17 protein-coding genes are annotated in these 18,865 nt (G+C 65.4%); 8 read left to right on the plus strand and 9 right to left on the minus strand.

Features of this window, described 5'->3' with window-relative positions; all coding sequences use genetic code 11:
- The 3 genes from ACFDR9_RS17130 to ACFDR9_RS17140 all read right to left on the minus strand — a co-directional run.
- Positions 1–2,349: RelA/SpoT family protein (locus ACFDR9_RS17130; protein WP_409031774.1), on the minus strand; the 2,349-nt coding region annotated here is incomplete at its 3' end.
- 7 nt (positions 2,350–2,356) lie between these two features.
- A complete protein-coding gene (locus tag ACFDR9_RS17135; protein WP_017875087.1) occupies positions 2,357–2,707 on the minus strand; it encodes a RidA family protein in 351 nt (116 codons plus the stop codon).
- Between the two features lie 73 nt (positions 2,708–2,780).
- Positions 2,781–3,662, minus strand: a complete 882-nt coding sequence (locus tag ACFDR9_RS17140) for an alpha/beta fold hydrolase (protein WP_409031775.1) — start codon at positions 3,660–3,662, stop codon at positions 2,781–2,783.
- Positions 3,663–3,845: 183 nt separating this feature from the next.
- Between ACFDR9_RS17140 and ACFDR9_RS17145 the strand changes: the two genes are divergently transcribed.
- Positions 3,846–4,628 (plus strand): 3-hydroxybutyrate dehydrogenase, encoded by a 783-nt coding sequence (locus ACFDR9_RS17145; RefSeq protein WP_409031784.1) that lies wholly within the window; start codon positions 3,846–3,848, stop codon positions 4,626–4,628.
- Positions 4,629–4,826: 198 nt separating this feature from the next.
- A complete protein-coding gene (locus tag ACFDR9_RS17150; RefSeq protein WP_409031776.1) occupies positions 4,827–6,146 on the plus strand; it encodes a dicarboxylate/amino acid:cation symporter in 1,320 nt (439 codons plus the stop codon).
- Positions 6,147–6,240: 94 nt separating this feature from the next.
- Here the strand turns inward: ACFDR9_RS17150 and ACFDR9_RS17155 are convergent, their stop codons facing one another.
- Positions 6,241–6,891: a 3-oxoacid CoA-transferase subunit B gene (locus tag ACFDR9_RS17155; protein ID WP_409031777.1), complete on the minus strand. Its 651-nt coding sequence runs from the start codon at positions 6,889–6,891 to the stop codon at positions 6,241–6,243.
- Between the two features lie 20 nt (positions 6,892–6,911).
- Positions 6,912–7,610: a CoA transferase subunit A gene (locus ACFDR9_RS17160; protein ID WP_017875082.1), complete on the minus strand. Its 699-nt coding sequence runs from the start codon at positions 7,608–7,610 to the stop codon at positions 6,912–6,914.
- 140 nt (positions 7,611–7,750) lie between these two features.
- On the opposite strand from ACFDR9_RS17160, the gene ACFDR9_RS17165 reads away from it, so the two are divergent.
- A complete protein-coding gene (locus ACFDR9_RS17165) occupies positions 7,751–8,320 on the plus strand; it encodes a LuxR C-terminal-related transcriptional regulator (protein ID WP_017875081.1) in 570 nt (189 codons plus the stop codon).
- 107 nt (positions 8,321–8,427) lie between these two features.
- Here ACFDR9_RS17165 and ACFDR9_RS17170 read toward each other — a convergent pair whose 3' ends face one another.
- A complete protein-coding gene (locus ACFDR9_RS17170; RefSeq protein ID WP_017875080.1) occupies positions 8,428–9,204 on the minus strand; it encodes an SDR family oxidoreductase in 777 nt (258 codons plus the stop codon).
- 226 nt (positions 9,205–9,430) lie between these two features.
- On the opposite strand from ACFDR9_RS17170, the gene ACFDR9_RS17175 reads away from it, so the two are divergent.
- The 5 genes from ACFDR9_RS17175 to ACFDR9_RS17195 all read left to right on the plus strand — a co-directional run bounded on the left by ACFDR9_RS17175 (position 9,431) and on the right by ACFDR9_RS17195 (position 14,757).
- The gene (locus ACFDR9_RS17175; RefSeq protein ID WP_232429647.1) at positions 9,431–11,107 is read left to right on the plus strand and encodes an electron transfer flavoprotein-ubiquinone oxidoreductase; all 1,677 of its coding nucleotides are present in this window, start codon (positions 9,431–9,433) and stop codon (positions 11,105–11,107) included.
- 178 nt (positions 11,108–11,285) lie between these two features.
- A complete protein-coding gene (locus ACFDR9_RS17180; RefSeq protein ID WP_409031778.1) occupies positions 11,286–11,750 on the plus strand; it encodes a hypothetical protein in 465 nt (154 codons plus the stop codon).
- A gap of 216 nt (positions 11,751–11,966) precedes the next feature.
- Positions 11,967–12,503 (plus strand): flagellin, encoded by a 537-nt coding sequence (locus tag ACFDR9_RS17185; RefSeq protein ID WP_409031779.1) that lies wholly within the window; start codon positions 11,967–11,969, stop codon positions 12,501–12,503.
- A 155-nt stretch (positions 12,504–12,658) separates the two neighbouring features.
- Complete coding sequence (locus tag ACFDR9_RS17190; RefSeq protein ID WP_026132481.1) at positions 12,659–13,492, plus strand: flagellin; 834 nt, start codon at positions 12,659–12,661, stop codon at positions 13,490–13,492.
- A 98-nt stretch (positions 13,493–13,590) separates the two neighbouring features.
- Positions 13,591–14,757: a hypothetical protein gene (locus ACFDR9_RS17195; RefSeq protein ID WP_409031780.1), complete on the plus strand. Its 1,167-nt coding sequence runs from the start codon at positions 13,591–13,593 to the stop codon at positions 14,755–14,757.
- 104 nt (positions 14,758–14,861) lie between these two features.
- Here ACFDR9_RS17195 and ACFDR9_RS17200 read toward each other — a convergent pair whose 3' ends face one another.
- From ACFDR9_RS17200 to ACFDR9_RS17210, 3 genes are read right to left on the minus strand one after another with little or no spacing between them, the layout of a single operon-like run.
- Positions 14,862–16,949, minus strand: a complete 2,088-nt coding sequence (locus ACFDR9_RS17200; protein ID WP_409031781.1) for a flagellar biosynthesis protein FlhA — start codon at positions 16,947–16,949, stop codon at positions 14,862–14,864.
- Complete coding sequence (locus ACFDR9_RS17205) at positions 16,946–18,085, minus strand: flagellar biosynthesis protein FlhB (protein WP_409031782.1); 1,140 nt, start codon at positions 18,083–18,085, stop codon at positions 16,946–16,948. The genes ACFDR9_RS17200 and ACFDR9_RS17205 overlap by 4 nt, the downstream gene beginning before the upstream one ends.
- Positions 18,078–18,863: a flagellar biosynthetic protein FliR gene (locus ACFDR9_RS17210; RefSeq protein ID WP_017875072.1), complete on the minus strand. Its 786-nt coding sequence runs from the start codon at positions 18,861–18,863 to the stop codon at positions 18,078–18,080. Before ACFDR9_RS17210 ends, ACFDR9_RS17205 begins: the two co-directional genes overlap by 8 nt.
- Between the last annotated feature and the right edge of the window lie 2 nt (positions 18,864–18,865).

Below are 18,865 nucleotides of genomic sequence, written 5' to 3' on the forward strand. Positions count from 1 at the left end.
GGGGTGGTGTGCATGAGGCCGAGCACACGCGTTGGGGGTTTGTGGTTTTGGAGTTGGGGTGGGGTGTGTGGCGGGTGTGGGGGGGTGGTGTGCCGTGTTGCGCTGGTGGCGGCCCGCCTCGAGCACGCCGCCGACGTCGCGGATGACCGTGAGCGCCTTCAGCAGTTGCGCGGTCGAGCCGATTTCGGCCGTGAAGGTCATGCGCGCCTGCCCTTTCGCGCTTTGCGTGTTGACGCCGATGACGTTGATCTTCTCGCGTGAAAAAATCTCCGAGATGTCGCGCAGCAGGCCCTGGCGGTCGCCCGCCAGGATGAAGATATCGACCGGGTAGACGGTGTCGTGGCCGGCCCGGCCCCACTCGCTGGCGATGACGCGCTCGGGCGCCTTGGCGCGCATTTCGGCGAAATTTTTGCAGCTGGCACGGTGGATCGAGACGCCCTTGCCGCGCGTGACGAAGCCGACGATGCCGTCCGGCGGCGCCGGTTTGCAGCATTTCGCCAGCGCCGTCATCAAGCCCTCGGTGCCGACCACCAGCACGCCCGACTTGGCGCCCTTCTCGACGCTGGAGGCGCGGCTCTTGCCCAGCACCACCGCGTCCTCCTGCTCGGCCACCTCGCCGTTGTCGTGCAGCGCCTGCTCGACCTGGCGCAGGCTAAACTCCTCCTTGCCGACCGACAGGAACAGCTCGTCGACCTTGGCGAAGCCGAGTTTTTGCGCCAGCGCCTCCAGGTTGACGGCGGTCTTGCCCTCGCGCTGCAGCGACTTTTCCACCATCGCCCGCCCGTGCGCCAGCGTTTCCTGCATGTCGATGGCGTGGAACCAGGCGCGCACCTTGGAGCGGGTGCGGTTGCTGACGCAGTAGCCGGCGCTGAGCCAGTCGCGCGATGGCCCGGCGCTGCCGGGCGCGCCCTTGGCGGTGAGGATTTCGCAGGTCTGGCCGTTCCTCAGCTGGGTGTTCAGCGGCACCATGACGCCGTCCACCCGCGCGCCGCGGCAACGGTGGCCGACGTCGCTGTGCAGGTGGTAGGCGAAGTCGATCGGCGTCGCGCCGACCGGCAGCTCCAGCACGCGCGCCTGCGGCGTCAGCACGAAGATGCGGTCGTCCAGCGTCGCCGATTTGAGCTTCTCCACCCATTCGCGCTGGATTTCCTCCTGGCCGACGACGGCGTCGGCGACGTCCGACTTCCACGCCAGCAGCTGGCGCAGCCAGGCGATTTTCTCGTCGTACTTCTGGCCGGCGAAGTTCGAACCGCCCTCCTCCTTGTAGCGCCAGTGCGCCGCCACGCCGTACTCGGCGAAGCTGTGCATTTCGTTGGTGCGGATCTGCACCTCGAGCGGACGGCCGTCGTCGGCCGTCACCACCGTGTGCAGCGACTGGTAGCCGTTCGGCTTGGGCCGCGAGATATAGTCGTCGAATTCCTTGGGGATCGGCGTCCAGATGTTGTGCACCACGCCGAGCACGGTATAGCAGGTCTTGACGTCGGCGACGATGACGCGGAAGGCGCGCACGTCGTACAGCTCGGTGAAATCGAGTTCCTTGCCGCGCATCTTGCTCCAGATGCTGTAGATGTGCTTGGGCCGGCCGAACACCTCGGCCTGGATGCCGGCGCCGGCCAGCTCGCTCTGCAGGCGCAAGATCGCCGACGAGACGAAGCCCTCGCGCATCATGCGTTTTTCCTCGAGCATCTTGGCGATGCGCTTGTAGGCCTCCGGCTCGATGAAACGGAACGACAGGTCTTCCAGCTCCCACTTCAACTGCCAGATGCCGAGCCGGTTGGCCAGCGGCGCGTACAGGTCCAGCGTCTCCCGGCCGTAGGCGCGGGTGGTTTCGTTGAACAGCTTGTGGTCGGCGTAATAGCGCAGCGTCATCACACTCGAGGCCAGCCGCACCAGCACCACGCGCATGTCGGTGGCCATCGCCAGCAGCATCTTGCGCAGCGTTTCCACCTGGGCCACGGCCAGCAGCGCGGCGTTCTTGCCGCGCCCGCCGGCGCCTTGCTGGCCCTGGGTCAGCGCGCGCAGCCGGATCAGCTGGCGCACGCCGGTGACCAGGTCGCACACCTGCTGGCCGAAGCGCGGCGCGATCGTCGGCGCCTGCGTCGAGTCGAGCAAGGTCAGCTCGAACATCAGCCCGGCGATGCGGGTTTCGGCGTCGCTGCGCAGAAACGCCAGCGTGTTGGCCACGCCGACCGAAAACTCCAGCGCCGGCTGGCCGCTGGTGCCGGTCTTGTCGCCGTACATCTCGCTGGCGTACTCGAAGGCGGCCAGCACGCGCGCGCCGTCGGCCTCGCTCAAGCCCTGCACCAGTTGCTCGGTGGTTGCGCTCGCGAGCGCCGAAATGGACACCATGGCCCGCCTAACGCTGCGCCGCGACGACGACGATTTCGACCAGGCAGGCCGGGTCGGCCAGTGTCGACTCGACCGTCGCGCGCGGCGGCGTGTGGCCGGCGGCGACCCAGTCGTCCCATACCTCGTTCATGCCGGCGAAGTGCGCCATGTCGGCGAGGTAGATCTGGCAGCTCAGGATGCAGGTCTTGTCGCTGCCGGCCTCGGCCAGCAGGCGGTCGACGTGGCCCAGCACCTCGCGCGTTTGCCCGACGATATCGGCGGCGGTGTCCTCGGCGATCTGGCCGGCCAGGTACACGGTGCTATTGTGGATTGCCACTTCGGACAGGCGTTTTCCTACGTACAGTCGTTTGATTTCCATGCTATTTCTCTTCATTGTTACGGGTTAAATCGGTACGGATGTCAAGCCGCGCCCCGGGCCATACAAGGCCGGCTTAGCGGCCCAGCAAAAACCGGCGCGCGATGGCGATCTGGTCCTCGTGCGTAAAGGTCGGCGCGTGGCCGACGCCGGCGATTTCGACCAGTTGCGCCTTCGGCCCGCGCCCGGCCATGATGGCGGCGGTCTCGCGCGACAACAGATCGGAGTCGGCGCCGCGCACCAGCAGCGTCGGGCAGCGCACGGCGTCGTAGGCGGCCCACAGCATCGCCTCGTCGGCCTTGGCCGACTCCGGCGTGGCCGAACGGAACGGCAGCGCCAGCCCCATATCGTAGTGCCGTATCCATTGCCCGTCCTTGTCTTGACGCAACACGTCGGACGCCAGCTTGTACCACTCCCGCTCGCTGTGTTCGCCGAAGGTCTGCGAGACGTCGCGGATGAATTTGGCGCCCGCCTCGAAGCTTGGAAAGCGCAGATCCTGGCCGATGTAGTCGCCGATGCGCTGCAAGGCCTCGGGGGCCAAGGTGGGGCCGATGTCGTTCAAAATCAAGCGTTCGACCGGACTGTCCGGCAGCGACGCCAGGCCCAGGCCGATCAAGCCGCCCATCGAGGTGCCGAACCAGGCCACGCTTTGGCGCTCGCCGTCGGCCAGCACGCGCGCCAGCAAGGTGACCATGTCGCTGACGTATTGCGGCACCCGGTACAACTGCGGGTTGCGCAACCAGCCGGAGCGGCCGCGCCCGACGACGTCGGGGCAGACCACGCGGAAGTCGGCCGCCAGCGCGCGCGCCAGGTTGTCGAAATCGTCCGACACGCGCGTGACGCCATGGACGCACACCAGCACGTTCGGGTTGTCCGCCTCGCCCCATTCCTTGTAGGCCATGTGGTGCAAGCCGGCCGGGGACAGGCACTGGACTGACTTTATTTTCGCTTCGATCATGCCGCTTCCTTGTGAGATGCGTATTTGTCGCCAACTACGCAGGGTGAATCGCGTGACAGTAAATGCGTGACGCGTGCACATGTGCGCCATTTTACCGGGCGTTGCCCTTAAAATCATAGGGCAGCGTGACTTTGGGTAGCAATCCAGCATCTTCCACTCACAGAGGACTCCATGACAAGCACTATGTTAAGCGGCAAGACCGCCCTGATAACCGGCTCCACCTCCGGCATCGGCCTGGGCCTGGCCCGCTCGCTGGCCGCCGAGGGCGCCAACATCCTGTTCAACGGCTTCGGCGACGCCGCCGAAATCGAGCGCCTGCAAGTGGCCGTGGCCAAGCAATTCGGCGTGCGCACCGCCTACCACAACGCCGACATGTCGAAGCCGGCCGAGATCGAGGCGATGGTCAAGTTCGCCGACGCCACCTTCGGCGGCGTCGACGTGCTGGTCAACAACGCCGGCATCCAGTTCGTCGCCAACGTCGAGGACTTCCCGGTCGAGAAATGGGACGCCATCCTCGCCATCAACCTCAGCTCGGCCTTCCACACCTCGCGCCTGCTACTGCCGCAAATGAAGGCGCGCAACTGGGGCCGCATCATCAACCTGGCGTCGGTGCACGGCTTGGTGGCGTCGGCGCAGAAATCGGCCTACGTCGCCGCCAAGCACGGCCTGATCGGCCTGACCAAGGCCACCGCGCTGGAGACGGCGCACACCGGCGTGACGGTGAACGCCATCTGCCCCGGCTTCGTACTCACGCCGCTGGTGCAAAAGCAGGTCGACGACCGCGCCGCCAAGGACGGCACCGGCGTCGACGAGGCCAAGAAGGCGCTGCTGTCGGAAAAGCAGCCGTCGGGCGAATTCGTCTCGCCGGAGGAATTGGGCGCGCTAGCCGTGTTCATGTGCAGCGACGCCGCCAGGCAGGTACGCGGCGTGGCGTGGAACATGGACGGCGGCTGGGTCGCGCAGTAGGTTTTTTTGGGGAGGGGGTGAAGCGTACGCGTCAACCGCCCCCCCCCCGGGCTCGGACCTTCCCGCCTTGGCGCGAAGGGTCTGTCCCGGCTCTTTGCCGTTGGTTTGAAATAGCGCCGACGGCGCGCACTGCGGTTATCCACAATTGTGTCAAACCGCCCGCGGCGTGATCATGAAGTCTCTAGCCGGGAGACAATCATGAAAAAACCATTCTATAAAATCCTCTACATTCAAGTCCTGTTCGCCATCGTGTGCGGTGTGCTGCTGGGCGTGTTTTACCCCACCAACGCCGTCGACATGAAGCCGCTCGGGGACGGGTTCATCAAGCTGATCAAGATGATCATCGCGCCGGTGATTTTCTGCACCGTCGTCTCCGGCATCGCCGGCATGCAAGACATCAAAAAAATCGGCCGCGTCGGCGGCAAGGCCCTGCTCTACTTCGAAGTCGTCTCGACCATCGCCCTGGCCATCGGCCTGATCGTCGCCAACCTGCTGCAACCGGGCGCCGGCTTCAACGCCAACCCGGCCACGCTCGACACCAAGGCCATCAGCCAGTTCACCGACAAGGCCAAGACCCAGAGCACCACCGATTTCGTCATGAACATCATCCCAAACACGGTCGTCGACGCCTTCGCCAAGGGCGACATCCTGCAGGTGCTGCTGATCGCCATCCTGTTCGGCTTCGCGCTGTCGATTCTGGGCGACAAGGGCCGCCCGGTGGCCAAGCTGGTCGACGACGTGGCGCACGCCTTCTTCGCCATCGTCAACATCGTCATGAAAGCGGCCCCGATCGGCGCGTTCGGCGCCATGGCCTTCACCATCGGCAAATACGGCCTGGCCTCGCTGCTGCCGCTGGCCAAGCTGATGGGTTCCTTCTACCTGACCTGCTTCCTGTTCATCTTTGTCGTGCTGGGCACGATCGCCAAAATGACCGGCTTCTCGATCGGCCGCTTCCTGCTCTACATCAAGGAAGAACTGCTGATCGTGCTCGGCACCAGCTCGTCGGAAAGCGCGCTGCCTGCCCTGATGACCAAGCTGGAAAAACTCGGTTGCTCGAAACCCGTGGTCGGCCTGGTGGTGCCAACCGGCTACTCCTTCAACCTGGACGGCACCAACATCTACATGACCATGGCGGCCCTGTTCGTGGCCCAGGCCACCAACACCGACCTGACGCTGATGCAGCAACTAACCATCCTCGGCGTGGCGATGCTGACCTCGAAGGGCGCCTCCGGCATCACCGGCGCCGGCTTCATCACGCTGGCCGCGACCCTGGCCGTGGTGCCAACGATCCCGGTGGCCGGCATGGCCTTGATCCTCGGCATCGACCGCTTTATGAGCGAATGCCGCGCCATCACCAACTTCATCGGCAACGGCGTCGCCACCGTGGTCGTCTCGAAGTGGGAAAAGGAACTCGACGTCGAACGGATGCACCGCGAACTGGCCAACCCTAGCCATGCCACAGCCCACGCCGTGCCGCTGGCGGCGCCGGTGGCCGTCAAGCACGTTCGCGCCGCGTAATAGAGAAGGCGGCGCGCCAGCGGCGCGCTGGCGTAACAAGGCAATAAAAAAAGGCAGCGGATTGTTCCGCTGCCTTTTTTATTGCGCGCCGTTTTTACACGCCGCTGACGTCCAGCTCGGCGCCGCTGGCGGCGGCGATTTCCTCTTTCGTCACGCCCGGCGCCAGCTCAATCAGCTTCAGCCCGGCCGGCGTGACTTCGATCACGCCCAGGTCGCTGATGACCAGGTCGACCACGCCGACGCCGGTCAGCGGCAAGTCGCATTGCTTGAGCAGCTTGTGCGAGGTGCTGCCGTCCTTGGCGGTGGCGACGTGTTCCATCAACACCACCACGCGCTTGACGCCGGCCACCAGGTCCATCGCGCCGCCCATGCCCTTGACCATTTTGCCCGGTATCATCCAATTGGCCAGGTCGCCCTTTTCCGACACCTGCATCGCGCCCAGGATGGCCAGGTTGATTTTGCCGCCGCGGATCATGCCGAACGAGTCGGCCGAGCTGAAGTAGGCCGCGCCCGGCAGCGCCGTCACGGTCTGCTTGCCGGCGTTGATCAGGTCGGCGTCGACTTCGGCGTCGACCGGGAACGGGCCGATGCCCAGCAAGCCGTTCTCCGATTGCAGGAACACCTCCATATTGGCCGGCACGTAGTTCGCCACCAGGGTCGGCAAACCGATGCCCAGGTTCACATAGAAGCCGTCCTGCAGCTCTTTCGCCGCGCGCGCGGCCATTTCATCACGAGTCCATGCCATAGTAATCTCCGTCTTTCTTATTAGTTGGCGCGCACGGTGCGCTGTTCGATGCGCTTTTCCGGGTTCGCGTTGACGACGATGCGGTGCACGAAAATGCTCGGCGTGTGGACGTCGTCGGGATCGATCTCGCCGATCTCGACCAGCTTCTCGACTTCGACGATGGTGATCTTGCCGGCCATCGCCACGTTCGGATTGAAGTTGCGCGCCGTTTTGCGGTAGACCAGGTTGCCGGCGCGGTCGGCCATGTAGGCTTTCACCAGTGACACGTCGGACACCAGGCTGCGCTCCATCACGTATTGCTCGCCGTCGAATTCGCGGATTTCCTTGCCGTCGGCGACGATGGTGCCGACCCCGGTTTTGGTAAAGAAGGCCGGGATGCCGGCGCCGCCGGCGCGCAGCTTCTCGGCCAGCGTGCCCTGCGGCGTGAATTCCAGCTCCAGTTCGCCGGCCAGATACTGGCGCGCGAATTCCTTGTTTTCCCCGACGTAGGAGGCGATCATCTTCTTGATCTGGCGCGTCGTCAACAACTGGCCCAGGCCGAAGCCGTCGACGCCGGCGTTGTTCGAAATGGCGGTCAGATTGCTGACGCCGGAGTCGCGCAGCGCCTCGATCAGCGCCTCGGGAATGCCGCACAGGCCGAAGCCGCCGACCGCGATCGTCTGGCCGTCTTTGACAATACCGGCCAGCGCCGACGCGGCGTCAGGATAAACTTTATTCATACGTGTCCCTTTTCTTTTGTTAAGCTGTGTCGTGTCCGGTTGTAGCGTATCAGCATAAAATACGAGAAGGAAAAGCACAATACCGTAGAACTACCGGCCTTCCAGCGTTCCTTACCTTAACAGAATTGATTTCGCGCCCGATGAATGTTCCGCAAACTACGATCGACTATGAAACGATTTTTCTGCACGCGCCGGTCGGCATGTGTATTTCGGAAAACCGCATCATCCAGACCTGCAACGAGGCGCTGGCGGCCATGTTCGGCTACGCCCGCGCGCAACTGGTCGGGCAGTCGTTCCGGGTGCTGTACCCGACGATGGACGAGTTCCTGCGCACCGGCGACCGCATCATTCCGATCATGAACGCCAAGGGGCGCTATTCGGACGAGCGCATCATGCGCCGCGCCAACGAGGAATTGTTCTGGTGCCACGTCAGCGGCCACGCGCTGGTGCCCAGGCAGCCGCTGGGCGCCGGTATCTGGACGTTCGAGGATGTCAGCGAAAAGCGCCCGGTGACGGCCGAGCTGACCCCGCGCGAACGGGAAATCGCCGCCCTCTTGGTCGAGGGGAAAACCAGCAAGCTGATCGCGCGGCAGATCGACCTGAGTCCGCGCACGGTGGAAATGCACCGCGCCAAATTGATGCGCAAGTTCGCCGCGGCCACGTCGTCGGAGCTGGTGCACAAGCTGGTCGGGTTGCAAACGCCGCGCTGACCGGGTCCACACCAAGGACGCCACCCCGGGGTTATATCCTAAGGCCTGACCCCGGCTCCCGCCATTGGTTTTGGCGACTGTCGCGGCGTCGTTGGAAATCCACCATTTTACAAGGCGGTCATGCCGCCGTCGGCGGAGATGATGGCGCCGTTGATGAAGTGCGAGTCTTCCCCGGCCAGCAGCAGCAGCAGGCCGTCGAGGTCTTCCGGCTTGCCCGGGCGCTTGTGCGGCAGCGTCTCGATCAGCTTCTTGCCCTGGTCGCTGGAGAAATAGTCCTCGTTGATCTCGGTCGAGATGTAGCCCGGGCAAATGGCGTTGGTGTTGATGCCGTACTTGCCCCATTCCACCGCCATGGCCTTGGTCATGTGCACCATGCCGGCCTTGCTCATGCAGTACACGCCGATTTGCGGCAGCACGTGCAGCCCCGCCATCGAGGCGATGTTGATGATGCGGTGCTGCTTTTTCGGGTCGCCCTTGGCGCGCGCGATCATGCGCTTGGCCGTTTCCTGCGCCACGAAGAAGGAGCCGCGCAGGTTGGTGTCCATGACGAAGGCGTAGTCCTCGGGCGTCACGTCGACCAGCCGCTGCGTCGTCGAGACGCCGGAATTGTTGACCAGGATGTCGATCGCCCCCGCCTCCGTCTCGGCGTGGGCGATGGCCGACTTGATGCTGGCGTAGTCGGTCACGTCCAGCGCCACCACGTGGGCGGCACCGCCGTCGGCCTCGATCTCGGCGCGCAACTCCTTCAAGCGCTCGGTGCGGCGCGAGGCCAGCACCACTTGCGCGCCGGCCTGGGCCAGCACTTTCGCGAAACGCGCGCCAAGACCGCTGGAGGCGCCGGTGATCAGGGCAATCTTGCCCTCAAAGTTCACTTCAATGCCCACGAGCTACTCCCTGTATTGTTTTTTGATAAAAATATGATGCAGCGTGCCTGCCGGCGCGGGGGCGACAGCGCCGCGCCGCCTATGCCACAGTAAACGCAATCATTACACAAATTATCAGGATTAGATTGCGGCGTCTAATAATGTCCCTCAAAATGGCGCCAAAGTTGCATTCCGCCCTAAAAACAAGCACACTCGTGCTTAAATTTTCTTTTACCACGACGAGACCATGACACAGCCTAATAATATTGTTGAACAGTACGGCCCCCGCGACACGATGGAATACGACGTCGTCGTTGTCGGCGGCGGCCCCGCCGGCCTGGCTGCGGCCATCAAACTGAAGCAGCTGGCCGCCGAAAAAGGCCAGGACGTTTCGGTATGCGTACTGGAAAAAGGCGGCGAACTGGGCGCGCACATCCTGTCGGGCGCCATCATGGACCCGAGGGCGCTCACCGAGTTGATCCCGAACTGGAAGGAACTGGGCGCGCCGCTCCACACCGAGGTGACGGAAGACCGCATTTTATTCCTCACCGAAACCAAAGCCATCAAAACGCCGAACTTCGCCGTGCCGGCCTGCTTTGAAAACCACGGCAACTACATCGTCTCGCTGGGCAACGTGGTGCGCTGGATGGGCCAGCAGGCCGAAGCGCTGGGCGTGGAGATCTTCCCCGGCTTCGCCGCCGCGGAAATCCTGTACAACGACGACGGCTCGGTCAAGGGCGTGGCCACCGGCAATATGGGCGTCAAGCGCGACGGCCAGCCCGGCCCCGACTTCCAGCTGGGCATGGAACTGCACGCCAAGTACACGCTGTTCGCCGAAGGCGCGCGCGGCCACCTGGGCAAGCAATTGATGACGAAGTACGACTTGAACAAGGGCAAGGACCCGCAGTCCTACGGCATCGGCATCAAGGAATTGTGGGAAATCGACCCGTCCAAGCACACGCCGGGCCTGGTGATCCACTCGACCGGCTGGCCGCTCGACAGCAAAACCTACGGCGGCTCCTTCCTGTACCACATGGAAAACAACCAGGTGATGGTCGGCTACGTGGTTGGCCTGAACTACGAAAACCCGTACCTGTCGCCGTACGAGGAATTCCAGCGCTACAAGACGCATCCGGCCATCAGTACCTTCTTCGAGGGCGGCAAGCGGATTTCCTACGGCGCCCGGGCGATCACCGCCGGCGGCCTGCAAGCGCTGCCGAAACTGGTGTTCGCGGGCGGCGCGCTGATCGGCTGCGACGCCGGCTTCCTCAACATGAGCCGCATCAAGGGCAGCCACGCGGCCATCAAATCCGGCATGCTGGCGGCCGAGGCGGCCTTCGGCGCGCTCGGCGCCAAGCGCCAGCACGACGAACTGGCCGCCTACCCGGTGGCGTTCGAACAATCCTGGCTGCACGAGGAATTGCACGTCGCGCGCAACGTCAAGCCTTGGCTGTCGCGCGGCTTGTACCTGGGCAGCGTGATGACGGCGATCGACCAGATGATTTTCCGCGGCAAGGCGCCGTGGACCTTGCGCCACAGCCACGGCGACCACGAGTGCCTGAAGCCGGCGGCGCAGTGCAAGCCCATCGTCTATCCCAAGCCGGACGGCAAGCTGACCTTCGACAAGATGTCGTCGGTGTTCATCTCCAACACCAACCACGCCGAAGACCAGCCTATCCATCTGACGCTGCGCAACGCCAGCGTGCCGGTCGACGTCAACCTGGCCACCTACGCCGGTCCCGAGGCGCGCTACTGCCCGGCCGGGGTGTACGAGTTCGTCAAGACCGACGAGGGCAAGGACCGCCTGCAGATCAACGCGCAAAACTGCGTGCACTGCAAGACCTGCGACATCAAGGACCCGACCCAGAACATCGTCTGGGTCACGCCGGAAGGCGGCGGCGGCCCCAACTACCCTAATATGTAAGATGTAATGTAGCAAGCTGCGCGGCGCCCGGCGGGGCCGCGCCCGCCCCCTCCCCCGTTTTTTTCACCTGTGTCCGCCGCTTGACGCAGCGCATCGGCTTTCACCGAATTTCCCAAAAGCATTTAATTGCTGTTACAGTTAGCCTATTCCCCCCCAACTTTGCATGGCCGCACTCCCGATGCTGAGTCTCCACACCAACACCGTCGCGTTGTACGCACGCAGCTCGCTTGCGCGCAGCCAAGGCAGTTTATCGACCGCCATGACGCGCCTGGCCACCGGCTACCGCGTCAACTCGGCCATGGACGACGCCGCCGGCCTGCAAATCGCCACCCGCCTGCGGACCCAGACCAGCGGCATGGCCGTGGCCATGCGCAACGCCCAGAACAACATTTCCATGCTGCAAACGGCCGACGGCGCGCTGCGCGACGGCACCGACCTGCTGATCCGCATGAAGGATTTGGCCACCCTGGCCGCCGACGCCTCGGCGTCGGCGCAGGACAGGAACGCCATGCAGGCCGAATTTGGCGCGCTCAGCCAACAGCTGAGCAATATCTCCGGCAACACCACATTCGGCGGCGCCAAGATACTCTTGGGCGACACCAGCGTCGAACTGGCGGCCGCCGGCGGCGCCCGGGGGAGGTAAGCAACCAATTCGCCTACACCCGCAGCACCACCCCCCCCAAACCCCCCCCCCCCCCCCCCCCCCCCCCCCCCCCCCCCGCCCCCCCCCCCCCCCCCCCCCCCCCCCCCCCCCGCCGGCGCGCTGGCCACGGCCAACGCCCTGCTTGCCAGCGCCGTCGCCAACGACGCCAGCGCGTCCACGCCCGCCACCGTCGCCGCCGTCGCGGCGGCGGCGACGGTGGCGGCGGTAGCCAGCCAGACCGCCGCGTCGACCCTGGCGTATTCGGCGGCGGCCACGGCGGCCGCCGCCAAGGGCACCTTCTCCGCCGCGGTCGACTACCAGATCGGCGCGACCTCCGGCGACCTCATGTCCTTCGACTTTTCCATCCGCCTCGACGCGATGCACGCCGCCCTGCACGCCGCCGCCTCGACCTACAATACCTTCGGCATCGCCAGCGCCGACGCCGGCGCCGGCACCGACCTGACACTGCCCGGTTCGGCCTCGGCCAGCATCGACACATTGCGCGCCGCGCTCGACGCCGTCGCCGCCGCCCGCTCGGAAATGGGCGCCGTCGGCAACCGCCTGGGCCGGGTGCTCGGCAACCTGTCCAACATCAGCGACAACACCCGGGCCGCCAGCGGGCGCGTCATGGACGCCGACTTCGCCCAGGAGAGCGCCGCCATGACTTCCAGCCAAATGTTGCTGCGCGCGGGCGGCAGCATGCTACAGCGCAGCAACGGCATGTCCTCGATCATCATGGCACTGTTGCAATAAAGCGCGCGCCGCCCGCCGGGCCGGAAAGGCGCTTGGAAACTATTTTTAAAAATTTCTTCAAAGCATTTAATAAGTTTCGCGGGACGGTCGTCTTGTACTTGGGAGAGCAGGAAGATTCGATGCTCCGAACCGAACCCACCTACCAGGAGTTACTCATGCTTAGCCTTCACACCAACAACGCTTCCCTGTCCGCCCAGTCCTCGGTCGCCAAAACCCAGCAAACCCTGTCGACAGCGATGACGCGCCTGAGCACTGGCTTCCGCATCAACTCCTCGATGGACGACGCCGCCGGCCTGCAAATCGCCACCCGCCTGAAAGCGCAAACCAGCGGCATGGCGATGGCGATGCAAAACACCCAGAAAAGCACCTCGATGCTGCAAACCGCCGACGGCGCGCTGAACGAAGTGTCGAACATGCTGGTGCGCATGAAAGACCTGGCAACCCAGGCGGCCGACGTGTCCTCGACAACCAGCGACAAAACCGCGATGCAAGCCGAATTCGACGCGCTGACGACGGAAATCACCAACGTCATGGGCAACACCACGTTCGGCGGCACCAAATTGCTGACCGGCGGCACCCTCGGCACGGCCGCCGTCAACTTCCAGATTGGCGCCACCACCGGCGAACAAATGAGCGTCGACTTCTCCACCGAAATGGGCGCCATCACCACCGCCACGGCAGCGTCGAACACCGGCACCTCGATTTCCAGCACCGCCAACGCGACCATCGACTTGCTCGACGCCTCGATCGCCGCCGTCAGCACGGTGCGCTCGCACATTGGTGCGACCAACAACCGCCTGGACCACATCAACACCAACTTGATGAACATCAGCAACAACACCAAAGCCGCCAGCGGCCGCATCATGGACACCGACTTCGCGACCGAAAGCTCGACCATGACGTCCAGCCAAATGCTGCTGCAAGCCGGTACCGCCATGCTGAAGCAAAGCAACAGCATGTCGTCGATGGTCATGTCCCTGCTGCAATAATGGTTCAAGATTCCTGACGCGGCGACGCGCGGGTCCACCAAGAGCCAACCCTTCAACCGGTTGGCTTTTTTTTACCCCTTACCTCTGGGGGAATGGCGATGGCGATAGACAGAATTCCCTTGATCAACCTGGCGCCGATGCTCACGCAACGCCTCGACATGAGCAACGTGACGGCGCTGGCGCCGGCCAGCGTGGCGGCGCTGGCGCAACTGGCGGCCTATACGCCGGAACTGCCGGCCGCCGGCGCCGGCGTGCCGGCCCACGGCCAGCAGGCTTTCGGCGGCGCGCCCGCCGCCGGCGCGGGCGCCGACGCCACCCCGCACGACACCAGCGCGATGCAGGTCAACCAACTGTTTTTTTCACGCCAGCTGGTCTGGCAGGCGCCCAACCCCGCCACGCTGGCGGCGTCCTGGCGCGTCATGGTCAGGACCTACGGCGAGCAGCGCGCTGCGTTGCAGGAACAGGCGCGCGGCCAGCACGTGCCGGGCAACCTTTTCATGGCCGAGCAAAACCCGGCGGCGCTGCGCGAAGCGGCGCGCCCGCCCCTGATCATGGACGCCGAAGCCTGGCGCTTCGCGGTGTACGGCTGGGCCGGCCAAAGGCTGATGCTGCGCGTGCTGGCCGGCGACCCGGACGAGGACGACGCACCGAAGCGGCGCCACGGCAAGGTCGCGCTGCGCCTGGAACTGGTGCTGGCCGACCTGGGCCGGGTGATGATTCAAATGGAGGCGATGGCCGACGGCATCCTGCTGGAGCTGGCGGCGCCCGACCCGGCCGCGCAGCAGTTGCTGCGGCGCATGCTGCCAGAGCTGGTCGAGGCGATCGGCCGCTCCGGCCTGCGCATCTTGCGCTGCCGCATAGGCCGCGAGCTGCAATCGGCGCGCGTGCACAACAATTATCCGATGCAGGCCGCGGCCGCCTCGCTGTCGCTGCCGGTGTTCCGCGCCATGGCCGAGGTGGCGCTGCTGCTGTCGCGCGAGGCGGCGGCGCCGGACTATGCGGCGCTCGAACAGGACGCCGACACGGTGTTGCAGCAGCAGCGGGAAGCGGAACCCGCGCCGCCGCCGGAGCCGCTCACCTTGATGGTGGAACAGAGCCTGCCGCGGCAGGAGGCGCCGGCGCTGGAACCGGACCTGGCGCCGGACTTGCTGCTGGAAGCCGAGCTGGAGGCGGAAATCGAAGCGTCGATGCAGCTGGAGCTCGACTTGGGCTTGCCGCCGCCGCCGCCGCGCCGGGCGGCCGACGACCAGGCCGCCGGCGTTTGACGGCGCCGGCGCGCCGCGTACGCCTAACCACAGCTGGGGCACAGAGCCGGGGTCCGACCCCGCGGGTCCGCCCCCGGCGTTAAGCCTGGGTGCGAGGCGGCCCCTTAGCCGACGGTGCCGATGATGCTCACTTCGCGGTTTTCCGGTATTTCGTTGTACGACAGCACGTGCAGGCCGGGCGCGAACAGGCGCGCGTAACGCGCCAACAGCGGGCGGATCTGCGGCAGCACCAGCAGCAGCGGCGGGGTGGCCTGCTGCTTCATCTGCTCGCGCGCCACCGGCATGTTCAGTTGTAGCTGCGACAACAGGTGCGGGTCGATCGGGTAGTTGTCGAGCGCCACCTTGCCACTCTGGCGGGCCTGGTTCAGCGAACCGAGCAACATGTTCTCCAGCTCGCCGCCAAGGTTGAACGCCTGCATCTCGGCGCGCTGGCCGAACAGGCCGCCGACGATTTGCCGGCGCAGCGCGCAGCGCACCTCGGCCGCCAGCAGAATCGGGTCCTTGGTGGTCTCGGCGCTGTCGAGCAGCGTCGTGGCGATCGACACGATGTCCTTGAGCGAGACGTTTTCAGCCAGCAGCACGCGGAACACCCGCAGCAGCTGGGTGTGCGTCAGCGCCTTCTCCAGCGCGCCCGACAGCTTCGGCGACAGCGCCGTCAGCCGCTCCAGCAGCGCCGGCACGTCTTCGTGGCGGAACAGTTCCGGCAGGTATTCGCGGACCATTTTCGACACGTGCGTGGCGATCACGCTGGGCGCCTCGATGACCTGGTAGCCCAGGCCCAGCGCGTGGGCCTTCTCGCCCACCTCGATCCAGGTCACCGGCATGCCGTAGGCCGGCTCGATGCCGGGAATGCCGTCCAACTGGCCGTAGACGTTGGGCGACGGGATCGCCATCAGGCGGTCCGCCATCACCTCGGCCTGGGCCACCACGCTGCCGCTGAGAACGATCGAATACTGCGACGGCTTCAGCGCCAGGTCGTCGCGCACGCCGATCGGCGGCAGCAGCAGGCCGAGCGCCTCGCTCAGGCTCTGGCGCACGCCCTTGATGCGCTTGTTCAGCGGCTCGCCCTGGCTCTTGTCGATCATGCCGACCAGCTTGTAGCCCAGCGCCACCGAGATCGGTTGCACCGCCGGCAGTTGCGGCCAGTCCAGGTCGGGCACGCGGTCGTCGCGCAGCGCCGCCTCGATCGCCGCCATATTCGCCAGGTCGGGCGCCTTGACGCGCTGGCTCAGGCGCCAGGCGACGAAGGCCAGCACCGCCGCGAAGGCCATGAACATCAACCACGGCATGCCCGGGATCAGCGCCAGCGCCACCATCATGCCGGAGGCGCTGAAGATCACCGTCGGCGAGGTCAGCACCTGGCCGGCGACCTGCTGCTCGAAGTCGCCCGAGTCGCTGATGCGCGTCACCAGGATGGCGGCGGCGGCCGACAGCAGCAGCGCCGGGATCTGCGCCACCAGGCCGTCGCCGATGGTCAACAGCGCGTATTGGCTGAAGGCGTCGCCGAACGACAGGTCGTGCATAATCGAGCCGATGGCCACGCCGCCGACCATGTTGATGATCAAAATCAGGATGCTGGCGACGGCGTCGCCGCGCACGAACTTCGAGGCGCCGTCCATGGCGCCGTAGAAGTCGGCCTCGGCGGCGACGTCGAGGCGCCGCATCTGCGCCTTTTCCTGGTTGATCAGGCCGGCGTTCAGGTCGGCGTCGATGGCCATCTGCTTACCCGGCAGCGCGTCCAGCGTGAAGCGCGCCGAGACCTCGGAGATGCGCTCGGCGCCCTTGGTGACGACGGCGAAGTTGATGATCATCAAGATCACGAAGACCACGATACCGACGACGAAATTGCCGCCGATGACGACGTTGCCGAACGCTTCGATCACCTGCCCGGCCGCGCCGGTGCCGGTGTGGCCGTGCAGCAGCACCACCCGGGTCGAGGCGACGTTTAGCGTTAGGCGCATCATCGTCGTCGCCAGGATCACCGTCGGGAACACCGAGAAGTCCAGCGGCCGCTTGGCCGAGACGCTGACCAGGATGACGATCAGGGCCAGCACGATGTTGAACGTGAACAGCACGTCGAGCAGCACCGGCGGCAGCGGCAGGATAATCATCGCCAATATCACCAGCAGGAACAGTGGCGTAGCGAACTTGTGGCGGCGCAGCTCGGCGACCATTCGGTTCAGGAAATTCATCTCGGAGAGACCTCACTCAGGTGAGATGGCACGGCCACCTCGTTGGGAAATGGGGGCTGGGCAGTGCGCTGCCCAGTTCGAAAAGCCTGCAATTGCAGCACGTAGTTCAGCACCTGCGAGACGGCCTGGTACAACTGCACCGGGATCTGCTGCTGCACCTGGCTGGTGTGGTAGATCGCCCGCGCCAGCGGCGCCAGTTCGAGCGTCTCGATGCCGTGCTCGCGCGCCACCTGGCGGATGAACAGCGCCATCTCATCGACGCCCTTGGCGACGACGAACGGCGCCTCGGCGCGGCCGGCGTCGTACTTCAGCGCCACCGCGTAATGCTCCGGGTTGACGATCACCACGTCGGCCGTCGGCACCGTCTTGCGCACGCTGCGCCGGCTGATCTGCTGCTGCAGCTGGCGGATGCGCTGGCGCACCTCGGGCCGGCCCTCGCTGGTCTTGTGCTCCTCCTTCAACTCCTGCTTGCTCATGCGCTGGCCCTTGGCGAAGAAGAAGGCCTGGGCCGGCACGTCGACCACCGCGAAGATGACGAACACCGCGCACAGCGACATCAGGCCGTCGAGCATCAGGCCGGCGCCCTGCGCCATCGCCACCTGCAGCGGCGCGTGCTGCAGGCGCACGTAGGCGCCGACGGTGTCGCGCCCGACGTGCACCAGCACCCAGCCCAGCACGCCGGCCTTGGCCACCGAGGTGGCCAGCTCGAACGCGTGCTTGCCGCCGAACAGGCGGCCGAGGTTCTTGGCCGGGCTGAGCCGCTCCATCTTCGGCGCCCAGTGCTTGGTGCTGACCACCCAGCCGCCCGGCACCAGCGAACCGAGCACCACGAACAGCGGCACCACGAACAGCGGCAGCAGCATCGTCACCAGCAGCGACACCGAGCTGGCGAACACGCCCGAGAAGGCGTTGTCGAGCGTGCCGTCGCCGTCCAGCGGCAGGAAGGCCATGGCGAACAGCGCGCGGAAGTCCTCCATGTAGCCCGGCAGCAGGAAGACGAACAGCTTCAGGCTGGCCAGGATGCCGATGGCGGTGGCCAGGTCGCGCGAGCGCACCACCTGGCCCTCCTCGCGCGACTTGCGCAGCTTCTGGTGGGAAGCCTTTTCGGTCTTGTCGCCGCCGCTCGCGTCAGCCATGGCCGGCCGCCCGCATCTGCTGCTGCAGCATCTCCAGCACCCGGTTGGTCATGCCGATGTAGTGCTCGGGCACGAAGCGGATGATTTCCACCAGCATTACCAGGCCGAACAGGGTGATCATCGAAAACCCCAGCGAAAACAGGTTCAGCGACGGCGCCACCCGGTTCAGGAAGCCGAAGCCGAGCTGCACCACCATGGTCGAGAAGACGATCGGGATCGCCAGCAGCATCGCCGCGGCGAAGATCCAGGAAACGTTGTAGGCCACCGTCTGCAGCAGCAGCGGGCCGTAGCCCTGCCCCAGCGGCCAGGCGTGGAAGCTGGCGCCGATGACGCCGGCGATCACCAGGTGGCCGTCGATGGTAAAAAAGACGATGATGCTGAGGATCGACAGCAGCGCCGAGACCACGTCCGACGAGGTGCCGTTGATCGGGTCGTTCATCACCGCCATCGAAAATCCCATCTGGCTCGACACCAGGTAACCGAGCACGCCGATGACCGACATGCTGAAGTGGAAGGCCAGCCCGAGCACGCCGCCGATCACCGCCTGCTCGACGGTGGCGACGAGCGCGTGCAGCGAAAACGGGTCGATCGGCCCGACCAGGCCGCGCGTCATCGGCAGCATGACGATCGCCAGCACCAGCGCAACGAGCACGCGCACCGTCACCGGCACCATCAGGTCGCCCAGCACCGGCGCCGCCGTCAGCATCGCCAAAATACGGCAAAACGGCCACCACAGGGCTGACAGGAACGGCAGCAACTGGTTGAAAACCTGTTCCATCG

Origin of the sequence: Janthinobacterium sp. CG_23.3 (assembly GCF_046115965.1) — a bacterium.
Lineage (GTDB): Bacteria > Pseudomonadota > Gammaproteobacteria > Burkholderiales > Burkholderiaceae_D > Janthinobacterium.

Excerpts from the sequence above, each read along its gene's own strand:
- ACFDR9_RS17145 (WP_409031784.1), top strand. The coding sequence starts at position 3,846 with ATGTTAAGCGGCAAGACCGCCCTGATAACCGGCTCCACCTCCGGCATC.
- ACFDR9_RS17180 (WP_409031778.1), top strand. The coding sequence starts at position 11,286 with ATGCTGAGTCTCCACACCAACACCGTCGCGTTGTACGCACGCAGCTCG.
- ACFDR9_RS17210 (WP_017875072.1), bottom strand. The coding sequence starts at position 18,863 with ATGGAACAGGTTTTCAACCAGTTGCTGCCGTTCCTGTCAGCCCTGTGG.
- ACFDR9_RS17195 (WP_409031780.1), top strand. The coding sequence starts at position 13,591 with ATGGCGATAGACAGAATTCCCTTGATCAACCTGGCGCCGATGCTCACG.
- ACFDR9_RS17135 (WP_017875087.1), bottom strand. The coding sequence starts at position 2,707 with ATGGAAATCAAACGACTGTACGTAGGAAAACGCCTGTCCGAAGTGGCA.
- ACFDR9_RS17140 (WP_409031775.1), bottom strand. The coding sequence starts at position 3,662 with ATGATCGAAGCGAAAATAAAGTCAGTCCAGTGCCTGTCCCCGGCCGGC.
- ACFDR9_RS17175 (WP_232429647.1), top strand. The coding sequence starts at position 9,431 with ATGACACAGCCTAATAATATTGTTGAACAGTACGGCCCCCGCGACACG.
- ACFDR9_RS17190 (WP_026132481.1), top strand. The coding sequence starts at position 12,659 with ATGCTTAGCCTTCACACCAACAACGCTTCCCTGTCCGCCCAGTCCTCG.
- ACFDR9_RS17155 (WP_409031777.1), bottom strand. The coding sequence starts at position 6,891 with ATGGCATGGACTCGTGATGAAATGGCCGCGCGCGCGGCGAAAGAGCTG.
- ACFDR9_RS17205 (WP_409031782.1), bottom strand. The coding sequence starts at position 18,085 with ATGGCTGACGCGAGCGGCGGCGACAAGACCGAAAAGGCTTCCCACCAG.
- ACFDR9_RS17150 (WP_409031776.1), top strand. The coding sequence starts at position 4,827 with ATGAAAAAACCATTCTATAAAATCCTCTACATTCAAGTCCTGTTCGCC.
- ACFDR9_RS17160 (WP_017875082.1), bottom strand. The coding sequence starts at position 7,610 with ATGAATAAAGTTTATCCTGACGCCGCGTCGGCGCTGGCCGGTATTGTC.
- ACFDR9_RS17165 (WP_017875081.1), top strand. The coding sequence starts at position 7,751 with ATGAATGTTCCGCAAACTACGATCGACTATGAAACGATTTTTCTGCAC.
- ACFDR9_RS17200 (WP_409031781.1), bottom strand. The coding sequence starts at position 16,949 with ATGAATTTCCTGAACCGAATGGTCGCCGAGCTGCGCCGCCACAAGTTC.